This window comes from Trichodesmium erythraeum IMS101, assembly GCF_000014265.1.
Taxonomy (GTDB): domain Bacteria; phylum Cyanobacteriota; class Cyanobacteriia; order Cyanobacteriales; family Microcoleaceae; genus Trichodesmium; species Trichodesmium erythraeum.
This window is the reverse complement of sequence record NC_008312.1, coordinates 2022033-2040628: the sequence shown is the minus strand read 5'-3', so window position 1 is coordinate 2040628 and position 18596 is coordinate 2022033. Positions and strand designations below refer to the sequence as shown.

Below are 18596 nucleotides of genomic sequence, written 5' to 3'. Positions count from 1 at the left end.
AGCGGGGGAGTGATAAAAAGTAAGAACAATTAGGTCTGGCTGAGTAAATATAGAATCCTGATATATCATCAGTTCCAGAGCTCTCATGCATGGAAAAAAATACCAAACAATACCCTTCAATTATTTTTGCTGACTTTGGTGTATTCATTACCTGAAGAGGGAAAAATGCAGATAATGTCTAGGTTTTAGATTTTAGATAAATAATTTACTTAATAGTATTTATTGATGTTTTATTCATCTCAAACGTCTTAGTTATTAGATTTTAGATAAATAATTTACTTAATAGTATTTATTGATGTTTTATTCATCTCAAACGTCTTAGTTATTAGATTTTAGATAAATAATTTACTTAATAGTATTTATTGATGCTTTATTCATCTCAAACGTCTTAGTTATTAGATTTTAGATAAATAATTTACTTAATAGTATTTATTGATGCTTTATTCATCTCAAACGTCTTAGTTATTAGATTTTAGATAAATAATTTACTTAATAGTATTTATTGATGCTTTATTCATCTCAAACGTCTTAGTTATTAGATTTTAGATAAATAATTTACTTAATAGTATTTATTGATGTTTTATTCATCTCAAACGTCTTAGTTATTAGATTTTAGATAAATAATCTACTTAGGGTTTTTTCAATAAATAACGTTAGTTGAAAAAGTCTTTTTAAAGAGTAGGAGACCCACCCCCAACCGCAACGAGGACTTAAAATAGGTAAAGAAGTTGCATATAAAGTTCGTATAAACGAACAAAGAATTTATAGAGTAAGTAGTCGGATATATTTGTCCCTTGATTTTTCAGCCATGGTCAATCCAAAATACTAGTATGGGTCAGCTCTGTGGACTAAAAACCTAGCACTTTTTTTAAACCCAAAAGGCCTAGACCTAAAGCTAAAACCAGTCAATGCTTTGATACTTAATTTGATTTAGTAAGTAGCTAGACAGAGGGAAATTCTGGGAATAACTATTGCGAGCTTTGGCTTACAGCTATCTCAAAGTTAGAAACTTTCTCAAAACAACTATAAATGCTGTAAGCCAATTCTTATAATACTTTCAGCCTTTAAAGGCAATAGTTTTTTAGGAGAACTTTGTACTCTCTAGTAAGTAGGTGAACTATATATATTTAATGTGACATACTCCCACACTAAGCCGATGCTACAGTGTGGGCTTCTCGCTTCTCAGTCCCGTTACTCCATCGGACTCCACGAGCTTTAAGGACTCAATGCCCTACCGCCCTGTTTTTTATATTTGCTGCATTTACATCTCGCTCTATTGCCATACCGCAGTCCGGACAATTTGAGAATAAAAAAAAACCACAATAATATTGTCAATCAATGTCTCATTAGTTAACATCGATTGACTGTGGATTCATCTCACGCCATAGCTGAATTTGAATTAAGTAGGTCGGTGTTGAAATTTGTCGCTATGTAACAAAATGTAAATTAACCTCAAATCACCTATGTGGAGGTGCTTAAATTCAGTACACAAATCTTAATATCGCTAAATTTTTTTGCTCCCTACCTACTTAACCATTCGGCTATTGTACTACGAAAATTTCCCAAGCTACCAGTACCCCTACCACGGGTTGAGTTTAGGTAGAGAATTTCGCTAGTTGCTGTGGCAGGTAAGGTAACAGCTAGCTGAAGAATAAGTAAGGAAAATAAGGGTCTCACTGCTTTTTTATAGTCATTGGATTAATTTTTTAGTCTTGGTTTAGAAGTACCTTAGTAGGTGGGGCGTTAAAAATTATCGTTATGAAAAGGCAATGATGCTAAAGACAGAAGAAAAAAGGTTTTTCAGTATTTAGACTTTTCATTAAAGACCACTAGATATCTATAGAAAATGTTCACCTTTACCCCGCCGTTAAAAATAAAAACCTTCGTTTTATTCAGAAATGAGAATTTTATTATCTATAGAAGTTAAATTACTTAACTGGAATCTAAAAAAAATAGGTTAGAAATAATTTAAAAACCTTATAGAGTAATATTTTTACATTAAATAAAAATTACCTTTAAGTTCCCTAGAATCTGATATTAGGAAAAAAAAATATGGGGTTTAAATTTCTATTTCTGTAACTATTATTTCTAACTTATTTGCAGTCTAATTTACTACAAAGAAACTCAAGTAGTTTGTCAGGGCAAGCTCATCTAAAATTTTATTGACAAATCAATATTTTTATTACCTGCTTACAATACAAGCTTTTCAAGAAATTATAAATATCACATAATTTTCATATTATCAGTTTTTGCGACTTAACAATTGGAATGTATTTTTGTCACTAAATTAATATAAAAATCTGTTAGTAAAACCTACCTCATCAGAAAAGATACTATTTTTCAATGATTGTTAAGATGAGCTGAACCTGATTAGTTTATAAACATTTTGTAAGAATCTATAACAGAAATTACTCTTCTTAATTAAATATAGGCGACCAAGGTTCAACAATAGGCAATTCTCACTTAGTAAATAGTTTAGGAATAGTCAACTTATCTTGATTATTAAAATCATTTTTTTCACCATTGGAGGGATAAACTACAACTATTTCCTCATCTGGGAATATCAAAATTTCTACTTGTATTCCTAGTTATAAATACTTCTTAATTTTCTCTTTTCAAGGTTTAATTCTGTCACTTTGAGATTTAATTGTCACTACTAAATCTGGCACCAATTCCCCAAAATAAAGAACGCTTTTTTCAGATTTTGGGCACGAACAAAAGAAACATCAGGAGCTTTGATATTAGTATCCGGAAAAATAAAAGCACTACTAGAATTAAACAAATTTCCTAGGCTACCTGGGTTAACCCAAGCATAAAAATCAGCTATTAAACTAACACTAACTTCACTAGAAACAATATCTGACAGACCCATAAATAATATCTTTCCTTCGTCTAATTATAGTTGATAATCTAAACTAGCTTGATTCAGAGCAACTTGTAATCTTTCCAAGTCTTTAACTTTGAGATTTGACATATAAATTTGTCTTAATTAAATAATTTTTTAGTAAAATTTAAGTTGTCTAGAGTGATGAGAAATAGGGTATTTTTTCATCACCCTAAATGTATAGCAATTTGACTATAGGTTGTAAGATTTTTCGTAATAATTTGCTCTATAAACTCAAAGAAAATAGGATAAAAAGACCAAACCCCTACCTTTTTTTTACAAATAATTTAGGGTTGCTATACTATAGTAATAATTATAATTATGGCTGACAAATCAAAGTTGTACTAATCATAATTTATTTGAAAAATCCCCCATTCTCCTTGTTTATCTATAACCTTTCCTTCAATATCTCCATGCCAGTTAACCCTAGTCAAAATATATCCAGCCCCATATTTTTTCGCCACACTAACTAATTCTTTTCCAGTCTGTTGTTGAAACAAAGTTTCCATGGCTCCCACCGCTAACTTATCATTCAAAGGAACACCAAAAACATCTTCCATCCGATTTTTCCATTCTCTAATTCCCCTATCAGTTTGCGGAAAATGTTTAAAGTCAACAATAACTGCTCTTTCCGAAAAAAACTGGAAATTTGACACAAATGGAGGAATTAAAATTACATCATCTTTATTGCTAATTTCCCTAAATCTTAAAGCTAGTTTTGTAACTTCATCTTGGGGAACTCTGTTAAATTTTACCTGTTGCTCAAATACCTCCAAAATTTTTCCTGGCAATGCTTCAAATAATCCTAAAATCAATACTAAAATTGTGGATAGCGCTAAACAATAAGTCATTAACTTTTTCTGAGCGATCGCTATATCAATCTCATCTAAAATAAATGGAAATATCAAAACCAAAAATAAACCAGGCATAACAAACAAACGATTAACAATTAAATCTATGGATGGATGTAAGAAGTAAAATATTAACCCTACTAACAGCATCAAAAAAATTATTAGTTTGTGGTGCCATTTCTCCAGAAAAAACAATCCCACCGATAAGATAAAAAAGCAAATGCCCTGATAAGGTATAGGCAAAATTAGAGAGATTATTAAGAGTAAAGCAATTCCTAATTTTTTTTGTTGATATAACTGATTAACCAAAATACCAACAGCAATAAATATTATCAATTGAGCAAAAGGAACAGTTCTTGCCAACTGTAACTTAGCAAATAAAGCCAAGGGGTAAACTTCCAGAAAAATATAACCTAAAAACAAAGCAAAAATTGACTCAGCAACAATTAGATAAAACTTCCATTTCTCTAAACATCTCATATTATTAGAAATGCAAAAATTTTCCCCGACCTTTTTTTCTTTTATATTTCCTATTTCTACCTCTGAAAAAGGATATCTGTAGATTTGTTTTTTCTCTGTTATTGGCTGGTGCAAGAAATATTTCGATTTGGCAATATCAATTTTATTAATACACAAACAACCACCCAGAATAAAGCATACAAAATCTAACCTACTTTTCCAATTCCAATAAGTAGGAATAATATGATGAGGATTCCTTACCCAACCATAGATAAAAACAAATTCTTCATTAGTTAATTGATCGGTACTAGTAGTGCCAGTTAATAACATAGGTAGATAAACTAAACAAGCAAAACTCAACCAAATAACTAAGGGTATAATTACCAAAAAAATCAATTCATAACGAAACCAGAAATCAATCAATTTAGTAATACTTTTAACTTTAAGTATTCTAGAGGATAGAAGTACTATAAATTGGTGTTTTACTTGTTTATAATTATATTTTTTTATAGTTTCAATTAACATAATAGGAATCATTATAATTCCAGGCAAAACACCGACCAAAAATTGTAAAATTGAAGCAATACCAAAAAATAAATAACCAATTATCCATCTTTGCTGAAAACAGAAATAAATACCCCAAACAGTAAAACTCATAGCAAATGTGGCAGGTATGGGAGTATTAGGAAAAAGTTTTAAATATCCAATTAAAGTATAAGATTTTAAACTCAGAAAAATTAAAACTGCTGCTGATAGTTTAGAAGGAGTAAAAATTTTACTTAGAGCAAATAAACCCAAAATAAAACTAATAAATGAAGTCAGATAATAAATTAAATAAGTTAGGGAAAGACTGCCAGTAATTTTGGATAGAAAATAAACCAAGTATTGATAGTAATATCTAGGAGTAAACTGCAACATTTCCTGAACGTAGTAGTCATTTATATAGAGTTCAGAATTCAACATTGATTTGATTTGAGGAACATGAGTGTAATGATTTCCTACGGGAAAAGTATATCCTCTGGCAATGAATGAACCAATAACTATAACGGTAAATAAGGATAGGGAAAAATACCAACTATATTTTTTAAACTGCCACATTTGTTATCAGACAAAGAAGAAGTAATCAGAAAAATTTATTAAATTAATATTCTTAAATTGCCTATAGCTAAATACTATTTCTATAACTTAGGACTTATAAAGAAACCAGGTTATGAAGCGAAATATCCCATAAGGCGCAAACAACAATAATTATGACAAAAAACCTGATTTCTTGTTTAAAAGCATAATACTAAGGGAGATAAATGTTTGCTATACTTTCTTGATTAAAACCCCGACCGTGGAGGGGCAGTGAGTATAGACATTGCATGCAAACACGAAGAAGAAGTTAGGGACATTGCATGAAATGTCCCTAAAAAATAGTTAAATAAGATGTAATGATCAAAAAAGTTATTGGTACCTATTTTAAATTACTAAATAGTTAAAATTTTACATAAGCTAAGTATAACATGACTTTTTCACCCTTTGTATCAGGGCATGAAGTCCGATAAAAGCTAATTTACATCTAAGCAGACATTCTCAAATTTAGTCCGTGGTGTGAATTTAACTTTTGACTTTTGCTATAATTGTCTTTTAACTAAGTACCAGGGAGAGAATTAACTGTGCATTTTTTATGAATCACCTCAACAGCTATTAAAATATCAGCAACAAATAAATTTATACACAAATAATTTATCTACCTACTTATTTACATTTTGATAATTAAAAGGATATACTAATTAATATCCTTAGCTATTACTAATTATTAACTACTTACTGACCTCTGAATCTGTATTTTTGATATGTGACTATTAATTACTGACTTAGGTAATACAAAATCTGGTTGATTTATCTGTATTTTTGATATGTGACTATTAATTACTGACTTAGGTAATACAAAATCTGGTTGATTTAGTGGTGCTTGTTTTATCTCTAAATTCGTTTAAAAGCAAAGAATTAAAGTCTTTAAATACTCTTTTACTAATGCGGATTTGAGATAAAGTAGCATGAAAGTAGCATAGATTTCTTCAAGTATATTAAGAATAGTATAGAAAAAGTTGAATGCTTTTCCCTTCAGAAAGTCCTTGCCTCAGCATAGCCCTCGCGCGCCTAAGCATCCCAGAAGCTAATCACTTTGCCGTCTGGGTCATGCAGGCTCCTTTTCAGCGAGGATATGTCCACCATGACCAGGTCTGGCCAGAAACCTTATCAAAAGCTTGGCAGACTTGGTTAGAGGTCTTCTCTCCCCAAAGTTTACCGGCTATTCCAATAGGTAATTCTCAACCGACATTAGCATCAACCCCAAATATTCATTCTGTTTCTAAATCTGGTATCAAATTAAATCTTACCAGTCGCCTAATGCAAAATCTAGGTATTAATCTCTGGCAGTGGCTATTTCAAGGAGAAATTGCTCATAGTCTCCACCAAAGTCAAGGTATTGCGATTGGCCAAGAGCTGCCCTTACGGGTAAGGTTAGATATTCGGGAACCTGAATTAATTGCTCTACCCTGGGAAATTATGCAACCAGGAGTGGCTTTACCCGCTTTTTCCCTAAGTCAGGAAATTTTGTTCAGCCGTACCACCAGTGATGTTAACCCCTTACGCAACCAAGCACCTTCCCAATGCCTAAATATTTTGTTGGTAATTGGGGAAAGTAGCCCTAAGGGAAAATCTTCTACAGGTAATGGCCATAAATCTCTAGTTCTATCCAAATTAAAACTTGAGGAAGAAGTTGCCCAATTAATTGAGGTTTTGAAGGCTCGCAACATCACAAACTCAAATATACCTAGAGTTAATCCTACTATTCCTTGTAGAGTGGATACACTAATTCAGCCCACTCCCAAAGAATTAACTTCCTATCTAGATAAAAAAACTTATAATGTAGTTTTTTATGCTGGTCACGGTATACCAGGTCCAGATGGAGGTTGGTTATTTTTAGCGCCTGATACAACCCTCAATGGTACTGAGTTAGCACAAATTTTAGTGCGCAATGGAGTAAGGTTGGCAGTATTCAATGCTTGCTGGGGAGCACAACCTGCTACAGAGCGTCTATCTTCTGGTGAGGTACAGGCAATACCACGCAGTAGTCTGGCAGAAGTATTAATCCATCATGGAGTACCTGCGGTTTTAGGGATGCGAGATGAAATTGCTGATCGAGAAGCTTTAAGTTTTATTCAAGTTTTTGCTCAAAGTTTGACGGAGGGAATGTTGATAGATCAGGCAGTAGTAATCGCAAGACAGCAGTTATTAACTCTTTATAGGTTTAATAAGCCAGCTTGGACTTTGCCAGTATTGTATATGCACCCGGAGTTCAATGGTCAATTAGTTCAAGTATTTGATGAATTAGTAACTCAACTACCTACTAACTCTCAGACTTGGATTAACGGTTACACTTCTAAAGCTTTTTTACGTTCTCAAGATGATAATAATCAAGTTTGGCCAATTTTGATTGATCCAATCGCTGTTGGACGTTCTCAGGAAAATGATGTGGTGATTTGGGAGCGGTGGGTTTCCCAAAAACACGCGGAAATTTTTTGTCGCTGCTTGCCGAATGAAGAACTTGAACCTACTTATTTTTTACGAGATATTTCTCGTTTTGGGACTTTGATTTATCGGTCTGGTACTTGGCAAAGAATACATCGTGATCAGCTTGTTATAAAATCAGGAACACTGTTAAAATTTGGCAGTTCTCAAGGTCAAGTTTTTGAGTTTGTGATTGAAACAACAGAAGACCTAAGTTAGTTAATCAAAATGAGATTACGGAACTAACTAAGTTGTTGTTGTAGCTTATGTCAGTAGGAAGTAAAAATATTGCTAATTATTCTGAATTCAGCTATGCCTACTATAGAATAGAAGATTCTTATATGTACCCAGGAATAAAATTATGAATAATCAGCCTTCTCGTTCTGAATTTTCTCCTAATAATGCCTCTAGTGAGATAGAGTTAGATTTATTAAGTGCGATAGTTCTTGAAGATCTTGCTTATCCTTGGAATCCCAAAGCACCAGAGTCAGATGCTTATTTTAATTCTCTTGAACAAAAGTTACCTTTATCTGATTTACTTAATGATGTGGAAATGACTTCTACTTGCCAAAATTTTTATAGTCAAACTGACAAACTTTGGATAATTATTGATACTCAGAATGCTTTATATAAAAAGTTTGCAGGTTTTGCTCCTAAGAATTTTCTTAAGAAGTTAGTCAAGATTGCAATTAATGTTGTCGATCAGGTAAATCGTTTAGGTTCTACTTTATCTCTTTCAGACCAATTGGTACATTGTGTTAGCGAAGTTTTACCAGGTTGGGATTTGGAAGATTTGGAAGTAATGGCCCGTCCTCTTGCTTATTCTATGCGTGGTGAAAAAAATGATACAGTGGAAAATATTTTAGCAACAATGGAATCTGTTGAGTGGCATGATTTATCTGAAGTTGAACAAGCAAGGTTGAGTTTAGCGATCGCGCTTTATGCTATATCTCAAGTCAGTAGTTAATTTTTCTATTCGTAAGTTCTATATCATCATTGTCTATAGTGGTTTTCAGTTTTTTAACATACCCGCCTTTAATTTCTATCTCAACTACCTGGTTACTAAGAGATTAAAGGCTTAAATTGTTTTCGCCCTTTCATCAAAAAAGATAGCTATAGTAAAAACGAAGTAGAAATTCTTTATTTGATTTTCTTATATATAGCATTTATCATGGTCGTAAGGTACACTAGGAGGGCTAATTTTTATAGCGATCGCGAAACTGATGAAACTTTATTCTATAGACTTTATAAAAAAAATTGTAGAAATTTGTGGCTCCGGAAAAAATGTCTATAAGAAAGCTGGCTTATAGGTTTGGAGTGAGCCAAAATTTTATTCAAACCTTAAGCAAAAAATATCAAGAAACTGAAAATATTAAACCTTTACCTCAAGAAGAAAGTTATCCTTCTAAGCTCAATGGTGAAGAATTAGTTATCTTAGTAGAAATAAGGGATAAAAATAATGATTCAACTAATGAGAAGTTATAGGAGTTTTACTTTTTATAAAGCCTTAAGGAACAACTGCTATCCTATTAATGAAGCTATAAGTCCTGGTTAATATTCAGTATAATTTGCTTAAATATTTCCTCAAAATGTCTGATAAATCTGCAAATATTATCCACTTCAGTTTTGATTTTATTCCTGACTATAACCTTTCTATCGGGTTAAATTCTGAACAATAAATTAGTGTAAATATGAAAACAATATTATCAGAAATTATTAAGTTTAATGATTAATAACATCTAGCATTATCTACTTGAATTATATGTAAATAATTAGGGTGATTTTGGGAAAATATCTCCTAAAATATTTCCCAAGAAAAATTATCTCATTACTAAACTCATATAAAAAACTTTCTCCTAAATTTGGTTCAATTTAATCTATATAAATACAAATATTTATACTGCCATTTTTGAGTTTTTTTACCCTTGATTCTTTTAATAGTTATTACTTTTCCCGTAATAATTTTTCATCCTATTCTAGTTTTATCACTACACCATGACCTAGTTTTTTTCCATAATTTTTTCCTGGAACTTAAATTTTTTAATAACTTTTTCTGGCAGTTATGGCATTTTTTTTACTTTTCAAAATCTGTTAAATTTCGTTTAATAATCACTGGATGATATACTTTTTTTTTGCCTTTAAGTGCTCATAAACATACCTGTATACTGTTGAGTATACTAGATTAATATCACACAATGCTTTCCACCATATTTGTATTTTATTATAACTATTAAAACCCTCTAATTCTTCTAGTTCAGCTCTAAGTTTATTGTCTAATATGGGTGATATTTTTTTCGGTTTACTAACAATTTTTCTATTGTTCAATAAGTCTTCTATGCTAAATTTTATGTGGGTAGCAAACCATTGTGATAAATTTGTACGATGACGTCCTAATAACATTGATATATATTCAATAGTATCTGCTGCTCCTATTAAGTGCCAATACAATGCTTGTACCTTTGAAAAGAGAAACAATTGTTGTCTGTCAGGATAATATTTCTTGGAGTTCTTTGGATGATTCCAGAATATCTAGTTTAACAAGACACGCCATATTATTCACTGTTTTCATGTTCATTAAAGTATAGCATTATTTTTGATAAATGTTATTACTGGAACTAGCTACAGGAGTAAAAGTAGGAAAAATTACAATTTTTGGATAACTGAAAAGTTAGGCTATAGTCTCAAAAAAAAATATTGTATGCAGCTAAAAAAGAATAGGAAAAATTACAATTTTTGGATAACTGAAAAGTTAGACTATAGTCTCAAAAAAAAATATTGTATGCAGCTAAAAAAGAATAGGAAAAATTACAATTTTTGGATAACTGAAAAGTTAGACTATAGTCTCAAAAAAAAATATTGTATGCAGCTAAAAAAGAATAGGAAAAATTACAATTTTTGGATAACTGAAAAGTTAGACTATAGTCTCAAAAAAAAATATTGTATGCAGCTAAAAAAGAATAGGAAAAATTACAATTTTTGGATAACTGAAAAGTTAGGCTATAGTCTCAAAAAAAAATATTGTATGCAGCTAAAAAAGAATAGGAAAAATTACAATTTTTGGATAACTGAAAAGTTAGGCTATAGTCTCAAAAAAAAATATTGTATGCAGCTAAAAAAGAATAGGAAAAATTACAATTTTTGGATAACTGAAAAGTTAGACTATAGTCTCAAAAAAAAATATTGTATGCAGCTAAAAAAGAATAGGAAAAATTACAATTTTTGGATAACTGAAAAGTTAGGCTATAGTCTCAAAAAAAATATTGTATGCAGCTAAAAAAGAATAGGAAAAATTACAATTTTTGGATAACTGAAAAGTTAGACTATAGTCTCAAAAAAAAATATTGTATGCAGCTAAAAAAGAATAGGAAAAATTACAATTTTTGGATAACTGAAAAGTTAGGCTATAGTCTCAAAAAAAATATTGTATGCAGCTAAAAAAGAATAGGAAAAATTACAATTTTTGGATAACTGAAAAGTTAGACTATAGTCTCAAAAAAAAATATTGTATGCAGCTAAAAAAGAATAGGAAAAATTACAATTTTTGGATAACTGAAAAGTTAGGCTATAGTCTCAAAAAAAATATTGTATGCAGCTAAAAAAGAATAGGAAAAATTACAATTTTTGGATAACTGAAAAGTTAGACTATAGTCTCAAAAAAAAATATTGTATGCAGCTAAAAAAGAAAATGTTCAACTCCAAGATAAGAGAGTAAAGTATGGGGAAATAGTCAGAGGAATAAAGGCTAATAATTTAGTCTTTATAGATGAATGAGGAGTAAATTTGGGAATGCTTCGATTATATGCTAGAGCCTTAAAATGGAAAAGAGCTAGAGGAGAAAAACCTCAAAAACTAAGACAAAATATCTCAATTATAGGAACTATAGTTATTATGAATAAGACTGGGACACTAAGAGGAACAATAATCTTGAATTATATCATCAATAGATTTATCTTTTCTTTCGTATATTCTTTTCTTCTTTAATGCGCCAAAGTCCTGTTATTAATCATTTAAATCTAGAGAGTATTTAGGGAGAAATATAACCTCATGTCCTTGCCCATTGACTAATTCTTTAATCAGGGTTTTTCTATGAATTGCTACATTGTCCATTATTAGGACTGATTTTCCCTCAAGTGATGGTAATAAATATTGTTCTAACCATCCCTAAAATCCAACAGCGTTTAAGCTTCTTTCAAAAATCATTGGGGCCATTAAATCTTTCTTTCTTTTTCTTCTTTGTGCTACCAAGTTTTCTCTTTTTTTCCTTTTGCCTTGTTTCTACCCTCTGACTTTTTTCCCTCTCTTTGACCAGGCATATAGACATTCTTGGATTAACTCAAATCCAATTTTATCAGTAGATACAAGGATTTATATCCCATATTTTTTGCTTAATTCTCTGAGTAATTTATAGTATTTTATTCTTTCAGTGTCTATTTCTTTCTCGATACCTTAATTCTTTTTTTTTGTGTGATTTTCATTTGATGCAGTGCATAACTAATTGAACTAATATTAACTCCAAACTTAACAGCGCGATCGCACAATCTTAAATCTGGATTTTCTTTCACATCTTGTTCTAATGCTTGCCAATCTAGTTTTCGCTGGCGTCTTGTGACTTTTGTCGGTTGTAATTCTACTCTTGCTAGCCACCGATATATTGTAGAACGTCCCACTTTATAGATTCTGGCGGCGGATAAAATACTTCCTCCATTTTCAATATAATCAATGACTCTTGTTCGTAAATCTAGGCTGTAAGACATTCTTTAAATGGTTTATTTTAGTTAATATTTTACTTTCTATATTGTACCATTTTTATTCAGAATAACTATATAACCTCTATAAGTTTCATAGCAATCAATAAATTGACGACCACAATAAACACAGATGTAGTTTTGCTTTCCTTTCTTTTGGCCATTTTTATTGATGTGAGTTGATTAACATTCTGGACATTCCATAATTTTTCTGCCTAAGATCGCGATCGCTATGAACTCAAATCATACCTTAATTCACCAAAGCCCCTAGATAACAGGTTGTCGTTGTTGTGATATAATAGAAGGACGAATTTTATGAATTGCCAAAAATCAAGGATTAATCAATTGGAGCTATGCAGCTGTGGACGGTTATTTTTCCCCTTGGTCAGGGTAGAGGAGAGGATGTAGCTTACGGCCATCAAGGGAAGGGAATTTTAATTCATACCTTGAGCCAAGGAAATGGATAACCAGTAGGTAACTGTATTACCCCCGTTAACGATAATGAAAGAGAACAGCTAATTCCGCTAAATTGATAGTACGAATCTGAAAACTGACAAAGGAGGCTGTCCATGTAAGGAATTCTCAGTCATTGCAACGGATAAAGGATATGATGGTCAAGGACAAAGACAAGCAAGGTATCGAATAGGGATGAGACCTCAAATGCCCAAATGACTTGGGAAAGATAAAAAGAAACCAGGAAATGCGATCAAAATTTCTGTACCTCGTTTTCAATAAGAGGGTTGTTTTACCAGGTATCAACGTAAATATCGTCCCCTAGTTGTAGGATAGGAGGGTACTTATGCTAATATTGAAGTAATTGTAGTGCTCGCCACCATGCATATTTGGATTAATCCCATTTTATTGGTGGGATAGGTTCATAAGCCTAAAAAGTAAAAAAATAAAAATTTAACTAAGCCCTGGAGATAAAAAGTAATGATATAGGTAAATATAGAGATACACTTTACCACAAAGGTTAACTATGACAGAATCAAAGCACCCCAAAATGCGACTTGAAAGGGATAGTATGGGAAATATTGAAGTACCAGCAGACCGTTATTGGGGCGCTCAAACCCAAAGATCGCTTATCTACTTCTCTATTGGGCAAGACTACATTCCACTGGAAGTTATCAAAGCATTTGCTATCCTCAAAAAAGCAGTTGCCCAAACTAACCAGGAATTTGGTAAACTTCCAGAATACAAAACAAAATTAATCATTCAAGCAGCAGAAGAAATTATTGCCGGAAAATTAGATAGAAATTTTCCGCTACGAGTTTGGATGACAGGAAGTGGCACTCAATGCAATATGAATATTAACGAAGTCATAGCTAACCGGGCGATCGAAATTGCTGGTGGAAAAATGGGAAGCAAAAATCCGATACATCCTAATGATCATGTTAATATGTCACAGTCATCTAACGACACATTCCCTACTGCTATGCACATCTCTTCAGCAGTAGCATTACATAAACAGTTGCTGCCGAAAGTCAAAAAAATCCGGGATGCACTCCAAGAGAAATCAGTAGAATTTGATGAAATTGTTAAAATAGGGCGCACTCACCTACAAGATGCGGTTCCACTGACTTTGGGACAAGAATTTTCGGGGTATGTGGCGCAACTAGATGCAAATTTGCAACGTATCACTCATACATTGCCAGATTTATATGAATTAGCTATAGGTGGTACTGCAGTGGGAACAGGATTAAATACGGTGAAAGGCTTTGCTGAACTTGCTGCGAAACATATTAGTGAAATAACCGGGTTGCCTTTTGTGTCTGCACCTAATAAGTTTGCTGCTTTAGCTGCTCATGATGGGATAGTGATGGCGAGCGGTGCTTTGAAGACTTTAGCTTGTTCGTTGCTGAAAATTGCTAACGATATTCGGTGGTTGGGAAGTGGACCTAGATGTGGGTTTGGGGAGTTGATTTTACCTGCAAATGAACCGGGATCTTCTATTATGCCAGGAAAAGTTAATCCTACTCAGTGTGAAGCAATGACGATGGTGGCGACTCAGGTGATGGGTTATGATGCAGCGATCACTTTGGCTGGTGCCCAGGGGAATTTTGAATTGAATACCTATAAACCGATGATGATATTTAATTTGATTCAGTCGATTAATTTGATTGCTGATAGTTGTAATAATTTTACTGATTTTCTCTTGGTTGATTTGAAACCAAATAGAAAAAAAATTGAATTTTATTTGGAAAATTCTTTGATGTTAGTGACTGCTTTAAGTCCGAAAATTGGATATGATCGGGCTGCCGAAGTTGCTCATTTTGCCCATGAAAAAGATTTAACTTTAAAGCAAGCTTGTTTGGAATTAGGTTATGTTTCGGGAAAGGAATTTGATGAAATTGTGATTCCTGAAAATATGACTCATCCTTCTACTTAGTTTGATAATAAGATGTAGAAAAAATAATGTTCCCAAAGACCATTAGCTGATTATCTAGAGCTTTCTGGTAGCTTCCCGGAGCGAAATTGCCAATATATACTCTCACAGTTTCACAAATTTCAATATTTATTGTTAACCAAATTTATTGTTTATTGGTAAGCATTCAACCGTCAGTGATCAGCTACCAGTTATGAATTATTAACCTTAAGGGCTGATATCATGTCCGGTAACATTGTTTGTGTATAATAGAGAAGGAAGAAAAATAATTCCCCGGAGCGATATTGCTACGCAAGGCTACCGTGAATCCTGTTTCATTAAGTTGATACATCGCTCAAAGACTATATCTTCCATCTAATATCATGTGTGGTGGTTCCCTTATCTTGGAAAAATTTCAGCCATTTTGCTAATTTACTGACTGTAGTATAAACTTGTTTTCACCATAGTTGTTCTGTAATTGATTTCTTTGAGTAATCTTTGAGAGCTTTTCGGCTATTGCTGACATTAAACAGAGAGGGTAGCAAGAGCCATATCGCTGTAGATAGTGATGACTTATTAGCTCTTTTTGTGATTCTTATATCTGACCTAGGCTGTTTGACAAGTATGAGAGAGAGTAAAAAAGCTCACACGGTGTAAAGTATGATTAAGGAAAAATACACATAAGGCTGTCAAAACAATGGGTAAAGTATATACGAGTAATCTGACTTATGAACAATTTGAGTTGATTAAACTATTGCTGCTTCCAGCTAAGAAAGGGGGTCGTTCTCCTTGTGTTTGCATGTTCTCAGTTATCAACGCCACTTTTTATCTAGCAGTCCAAGGGTGTAAATGGCGAGTCTGAGGGCTAATTTTCCAGTCTGGCAGACAGTCGACACATATTTACGTAACTGGCGCTTGGATAAAGCTTGGGATGCGATTTATCAACGTTTACGAAATTTGAACCGAGTTATGTCTGGACAAGAAGAAAGCCCACGAGAAGTGATTGTAGATAGTCAGAGTGTTCCTACTAGCACTATGCTGAATAAAGCTGTGGGTTACGACACCCACAAACCAAGCAAAGGACGAAAACGCTACACAGTAGTGGATACCTTGGGGCTAGTTATGTGTGTGCTGGTGAGCTGCGCCAATGTCCGGAAAGAGAAAGAGGTAAGGAAGTCTTAGCCAAATTACAGCAATTGGGAGAGCAAGTTCGTCGTCTCTATCTGGTTTGGGTAGACGGAGGATATAGCGGCGAGCTTTTTGTGCAGTTTTTAATGGATACGGGTGGTAAGTGCAAATTGTGCCATGTCTTCAAGAATCAAAGGTTTTCATTCTCCTCAAAAAACGTTGGGTGGTTGAGCGCACCTAGGGAGGGTAGAATTGCTATCGACGCTGTCCTAAAGACTACGAGTATGTGTCTCAAAACTCCGAGACCACGATTTACATTACCATGATTTGTCTCATGGTTAGGGGTTTAGGAACTATTGGCTACACTTCATATCACCTCAATAAATAGTATTTATAAATAGAAAACTGGACAGTAAAAAGTTTTTGTATTCATAAAACAGTTGCTTTCATGTGATAAAATGCTCTGTTGTCGACTTTATCGTCAATGCTGCTCAAGCATTTAAGAATTTTATCAAAAGTCGCCCTGACATACTTTTGGCTAAAATATACTTCCTCTGTTCGCTGTTATGTCAGTCAAACTATCTGTTCACTCGGATAACCATTGGAGGGTAAAGTACCAAACCAACGAGGAAAATTCTTCCATACAGTCTTATGTATTTCTAGACTAAGTAGTTGTAAAACACCCAGAGCTATAGCGTTGATGAGTACAAACCGTTCCATTGCTTCGACTTTTCTTGTGAAACTGTTGCTGCTGTTTCAGAAGATATCGGCTCAGAATAAGGTCTTTCGGCAACCCCTTAGTCGGAGTCATATCTTTCATCCAAAACTGATAGCTAAAACTGGATAATAGTTAAATTAAGTTCCCGAAAGTGACTTTAATCTTTAAAATACAACTGTAAGCGTTCAACATTTCTGCGACAGATAGACTGATATCAGTTGACAGCAGTATTATTTTTTTGCCCTTTGCCAACACAGCTAGTACAAAGGGAACTCTTTTAACATAAGAGTCCTAATGCAAGTAAAAACAGCGATATCTGAGAGTCACCATCTTAGTCTCAAGTATTAGATTTTCTGTAGTGAAGCAGTCTTTTTCCTCAAAATTTCCTGACTGTTTAGCGGGGAATGTTTTTCTCTACCGAGAACTTTGTACTGTCTCGTAGAAAATTAAAATATCGCAAAAATTTTGAGAATTTGTATGACGCCATTCATTAAAAGTCATGGTACACTCGAAAAGTATTCAAAATAACTCAAAAAAATAACATAGGTTAGTTAAAAATGAAATTATGCCAATAAATAGTATTTAGAAATAGAAAATCAAAATATAGTAAAGCTTTTGAGAAATAATTTGGTATAACTCATCAAAATATTAAATTAATTCTGTTGAGTAATAATCAATAAATTAGGTCAATAGCTTCCCTTTTTGAAGGGATAAAAAAAACGCATTACGTATTTTCTTGCCTCCTAATTTATTCAGAGGTACTGATAACTGATAAGTGATAAGTAATAACTGATAAGTAATAACTGAAATGACTATTCTATCTCCTGAATTAAAGAAAAAATTATCTACTCCACTAAAAATTGGCAACTTTGAAGTTAAAAGTCGTGTCCTTCAATCACCATTATCAGGAGTAACAGACTTAGTATTTCGTCGTCTAGTACGTCGTCATGCTCCAGAGTCAATGATGTACACTGAAATGGTAAATGCTACAGGGTTACATTATGTAAAAGAATTACCTCAAATAATGGAGGTTGATAATAATGAGCGACCAATAAGTATTCAATTATTTGATTGTCGTCCAGATTTCTTAGCAGAAGCAGCAGAAATGGCTGTAAAAGAAGGAGCTGATACTGTTGATATTAATATGGGTTGTCCTGTTAATAAAATCACAAAAAACGGCGGGGGTTCTTCATTATTAAGACAACCAGAATTAGCTGGAGAAATTGTTAGTAAAGTTGTTAAAGCTGTTCCTATTCCTGTTACTGTAAAAACAAGAATTGGTTGGAGTAATCAAGAAATTAATATTCTCGAATTTGCTCAAAGAATGGAAGATGCAGGTGCCCAAATGTTAACTTTACATGGTCGGACTCGTGCCCAAGGATATAATGGCCCGGCCAGATGGGAATGGATTACAAAAGTTAAGGAAATACTTTCTATCCCAGTTATTGCTAATGGAGATATTTTCTCTGTTGATGCTGCAATACGTTGTTTGGAGGAAACTAGAGCAGATGGAGTAATGTGCTCCCGTGGAACTTTAGGTTATCCTTTTTTAGTGGGAGAAATTGATTATTTTTTGAAAAATGGTGTAAAAAAAGTATCACCAACTGCAGCAGAAAAACTGGAGTGTGCTAAAGAGCATTTACGGGCACTATGGGAATATAAAGGCGATCGCGGGATTCGTCAAGCTCGTAAGCATTTGACTTGGTATTCTAAGGGTTTTCCAGGAGCAGGTGAGTTGCGGGGTCAGTTGGCAAAAGTACAAACTGTAGCGCAAGGTTGTGATTTGATTGATAAGGTAATTGAAAATTTATAGTAGATAGTTTTGTGGCATGGATATCTTGCTTGTTCTTGATCATAAACCTGTTTTGTTATCAAAAAAGTTTGTAGG

Annotated in this window: 10 protein-coding genes and 4 pseudogenes; 7 read left to right on the top strand and 7 right to left on the bottom strand. The window is 33.0% G+C overall.

Features of this window, described 5'->3' with window-relative positions:
• Positions 1 to 1521: 1521 nt before the first annotated feature.
• The 3 genes from TERY_RS32515 to TERY_RS24885 form a co-directional block, all read right to left on the bottom strand.
• Entirely contained in the window at positions 1522 to 1677 is a 156-nt protein-coding gene (locus TERY_RS32515; RefSeq protein WP_155994337.1) for a hypothetical protein, read from the bottom strand.
• A 979-nt stretch (positions 1678 to 2656) separates the two neighbouring features.
• Entirely contained in the window at positions 2657 to 2872 is a 216-nt protein-coding gene (locus TERY_RS36370; protein WP_370496716.1) for a hypothetical protein, read from the bottom strand.
• Positions 2873 to 3228: 356 nt separating this feature from the next.
• Positions 3229 to 5292 (bottom strand): DUF6798 domain-containing protein, encoded by a 2064-nt coding sequence (locus tag TERY_RS24885; protein WP_011611033.1) that lies wholly within the window; start codon positions 5290 to 5292, stop codon positions 3229 to 3231.
• Between the two features lie 999 nt (positions 5293 to 6291).
• Here TERY_RS24885 and TERY_RS06195 point away from each other — a divergent pair.
• The 3 genes from TERY_RS06195 (at position 6292) to TERY_RS06185 (ending at position 9237) form a co-directional block, all read left to right on the top strand.
• The gene (locus TERY_RS06195; protein ID WP_011611032.1) at positions 6292 to 7971 is read left to right on the top strand and encodes a CHAT domain-containing protein; all 1680 of its coding nucleotides are present in this window, start codon (positions 6292 to 6294) and stop codon (positions 7969 to 7971) included.
• Between the two features lie 142 nt (positions 7972 to 8113).
• Positions 8114 to 8719, top strand: a complete 606-nt coding sequence (locus TERY_RS06190; protein ID WP_011611031.1) for a hypothetical protein — start codon at positions 8114 to 8116, stop codon at positions 8717 to 8719.
• 317 nt (positions 8720 to 9036) lie between these two features.
• Positions 9037 to 9237, top strand: coding sequence for a hypothetical protein (locus TERY_RS06185; RefSeq protein WP_155994336.1), 201 nt, complete (start codon positions 9037 to 9039; stop codon positions 9235 to 9237).
• A gap of 624 nt (positions 9238 to 9861) precedes the next feature.
• On the opposite strand, the gene TERY_RS06180 is transcribed toward TERY_RS06185, so the two are convergent.
• The gene (locus tag TERY_RS06180; RefSeq protein WP_011611029.1) at positions 9862 to 10227 is read right to left on the bottom strand and encodes a hypothetical protein; all 366 of its coding nucleotides are present in this window, start codon (positions 10225 to 10227) and stop codon (positions 9862 to 9864) included.
• A gap of 1150 nt (positions 10228 to 11377) precedes the next feature.
• Between TERY_RS06180 and TERY_RS36365 the strand changes: the two are divergent.
• Positions 11378 to 11634 (top strand): annotated as a pseudogene (locus TERY_RS36365) (IS630 family transposase); the annotation flags it as partial.
• A gap of 24 nt (positions 11635 to 11658) precedes the next feature.
• On the opposite strand, the pseudogene TERY_RS30055 reads toward TERY_RS36365, so the two are convergent.
• Together TERY_RS30055 and TERY_RS32510 are read right to left on the bottom strand one after the other, a co-directional pair.
• Positions 11659 to 12506: pseudogene (locus TERY_RS30055) on the bottom strand (IS630 transposase-related protein).
• 69 nt (positions 12507 to 12575) lie between these two features.
• Positions 12576 to 12671, bottom strand: a pseudogene (locus tag TERY_RS32510) (IS1 family transposase); the annotation flags it as partial.
• An 805-nt stretch (positions 12672 to 13476) separates the two neighbouring features.
• Here TERY_RS32510 and fumC point away from each other — a divergent pair.
• Together fumC and TERY_RS06155 are read left to right on the top strand one after the other, a co-directional pair.
• Positions 13477 to 14886 carry a class II fumarate hydratase gene (gene fumC, locus TERY_RS06160; RefSeq protein ID WP_011611026.1) on the top strand — a complete coding sequence of 470 codons (1410 nt, stop codon included), beginning with the start codon at positions 13477 to 13479 and terminating at the stop codon, positions 14884 to 14886.
• A gap of 673 nt (positions 14887 to 15559) precedes the next feature.
• Positions 15560 to 16378: pseudogene (locus TERY_RS06155) on the top strand (IS5 family transposase).
• 185 nt (positions 16379 to 16563) lie between these two features.
• On the opposite strand, the gene TERY_RS32505 reads toward TERY_RS06155, so the two are convergent.
• The gene (locus TERY_RS32505) at positions 16564 to 16710 is read right to left on the bottom strand and encodes a hypothetical protein (protein ID WP_155994335.1); all 147 of its coding nucleotides are present in this window, start codon (positions 16708 to 16710) and stop codon (positions 16564 to 16566) included.
• Positions 16711 to 17516: 806 nt separating this feature from the next.
• Here TERY_RS32505 and dusB point away from each other — a divergent pair.
• The gene (gene dusB / locus TERY_RS06150) at positions 17517 to 18521 is read left to right on the top strand and encodes a tRNA dihydrouridine synthase DusB (RefSeq protein WP_011611025.1); all 1005 of its coding nucleotides are present in this window, start codon (positions 17517 to 17519) and stop codon (positions 18519 to 18521) included.
• Positions 18522 to 18596 lie beyond the last annotated feature (75 nt).

Coding starts and splice junctions, on each gene's coding strand:
- TERY_RS36370 (WP_370496716.1), bottom strand. CDS start 2,872: ATGGGTCTGTCAGATATTGTTTCTAGTGAAGTTAGTGTTAGTTTAATA.
- TERY_RS24885 (WP_011611033.1), bottom strand. CDS start 5,292: ATGTGGCAGTTTAAAAAATATAGTTGGTATTTTTCCCTATCCTTATTT.
- TERY_RS06195 (WP_011611032.1), top strand. CDS start 6,292: ATGCTTTTCCCTTCAGAAAGTCCTTGCCTCAGCATAGCCCTCGCGCGC.
- TERY_RS06190 (WP_011611031.1), top strand. CDS start 8,114: ATGAATAATCAGCCTTCTCGTTCTGAATTTTCTCCTAATAATGCCTCT.
- TERY_RS06185 (WP_155994336.1), top strand. CDS start 9,037: ATGTCTATAAGAAAGCTGGCTTATAGGTTTGGAGTGAGCCAAAATTTT.
- fumC (WP_011611026.1), top strand. CDS start 13,477: ATGACAGAATCAAAGCACCCCAAAATGCGACTTGAAAGGGATAGTATG.
- TERY_RS32505 (WP_155994335.1), bottom strand. CDS start 16,710: ATGGAACGGTTTGTACTCATCAACGCTATAGCTCTGGGTGTTTTACAA.
- dusB (WP_011611025.1), top strand. CDS start 17,517: ATGACTATTCTATCTCCTGAATTAAAGAAAAAATTATCTACTCCACTA.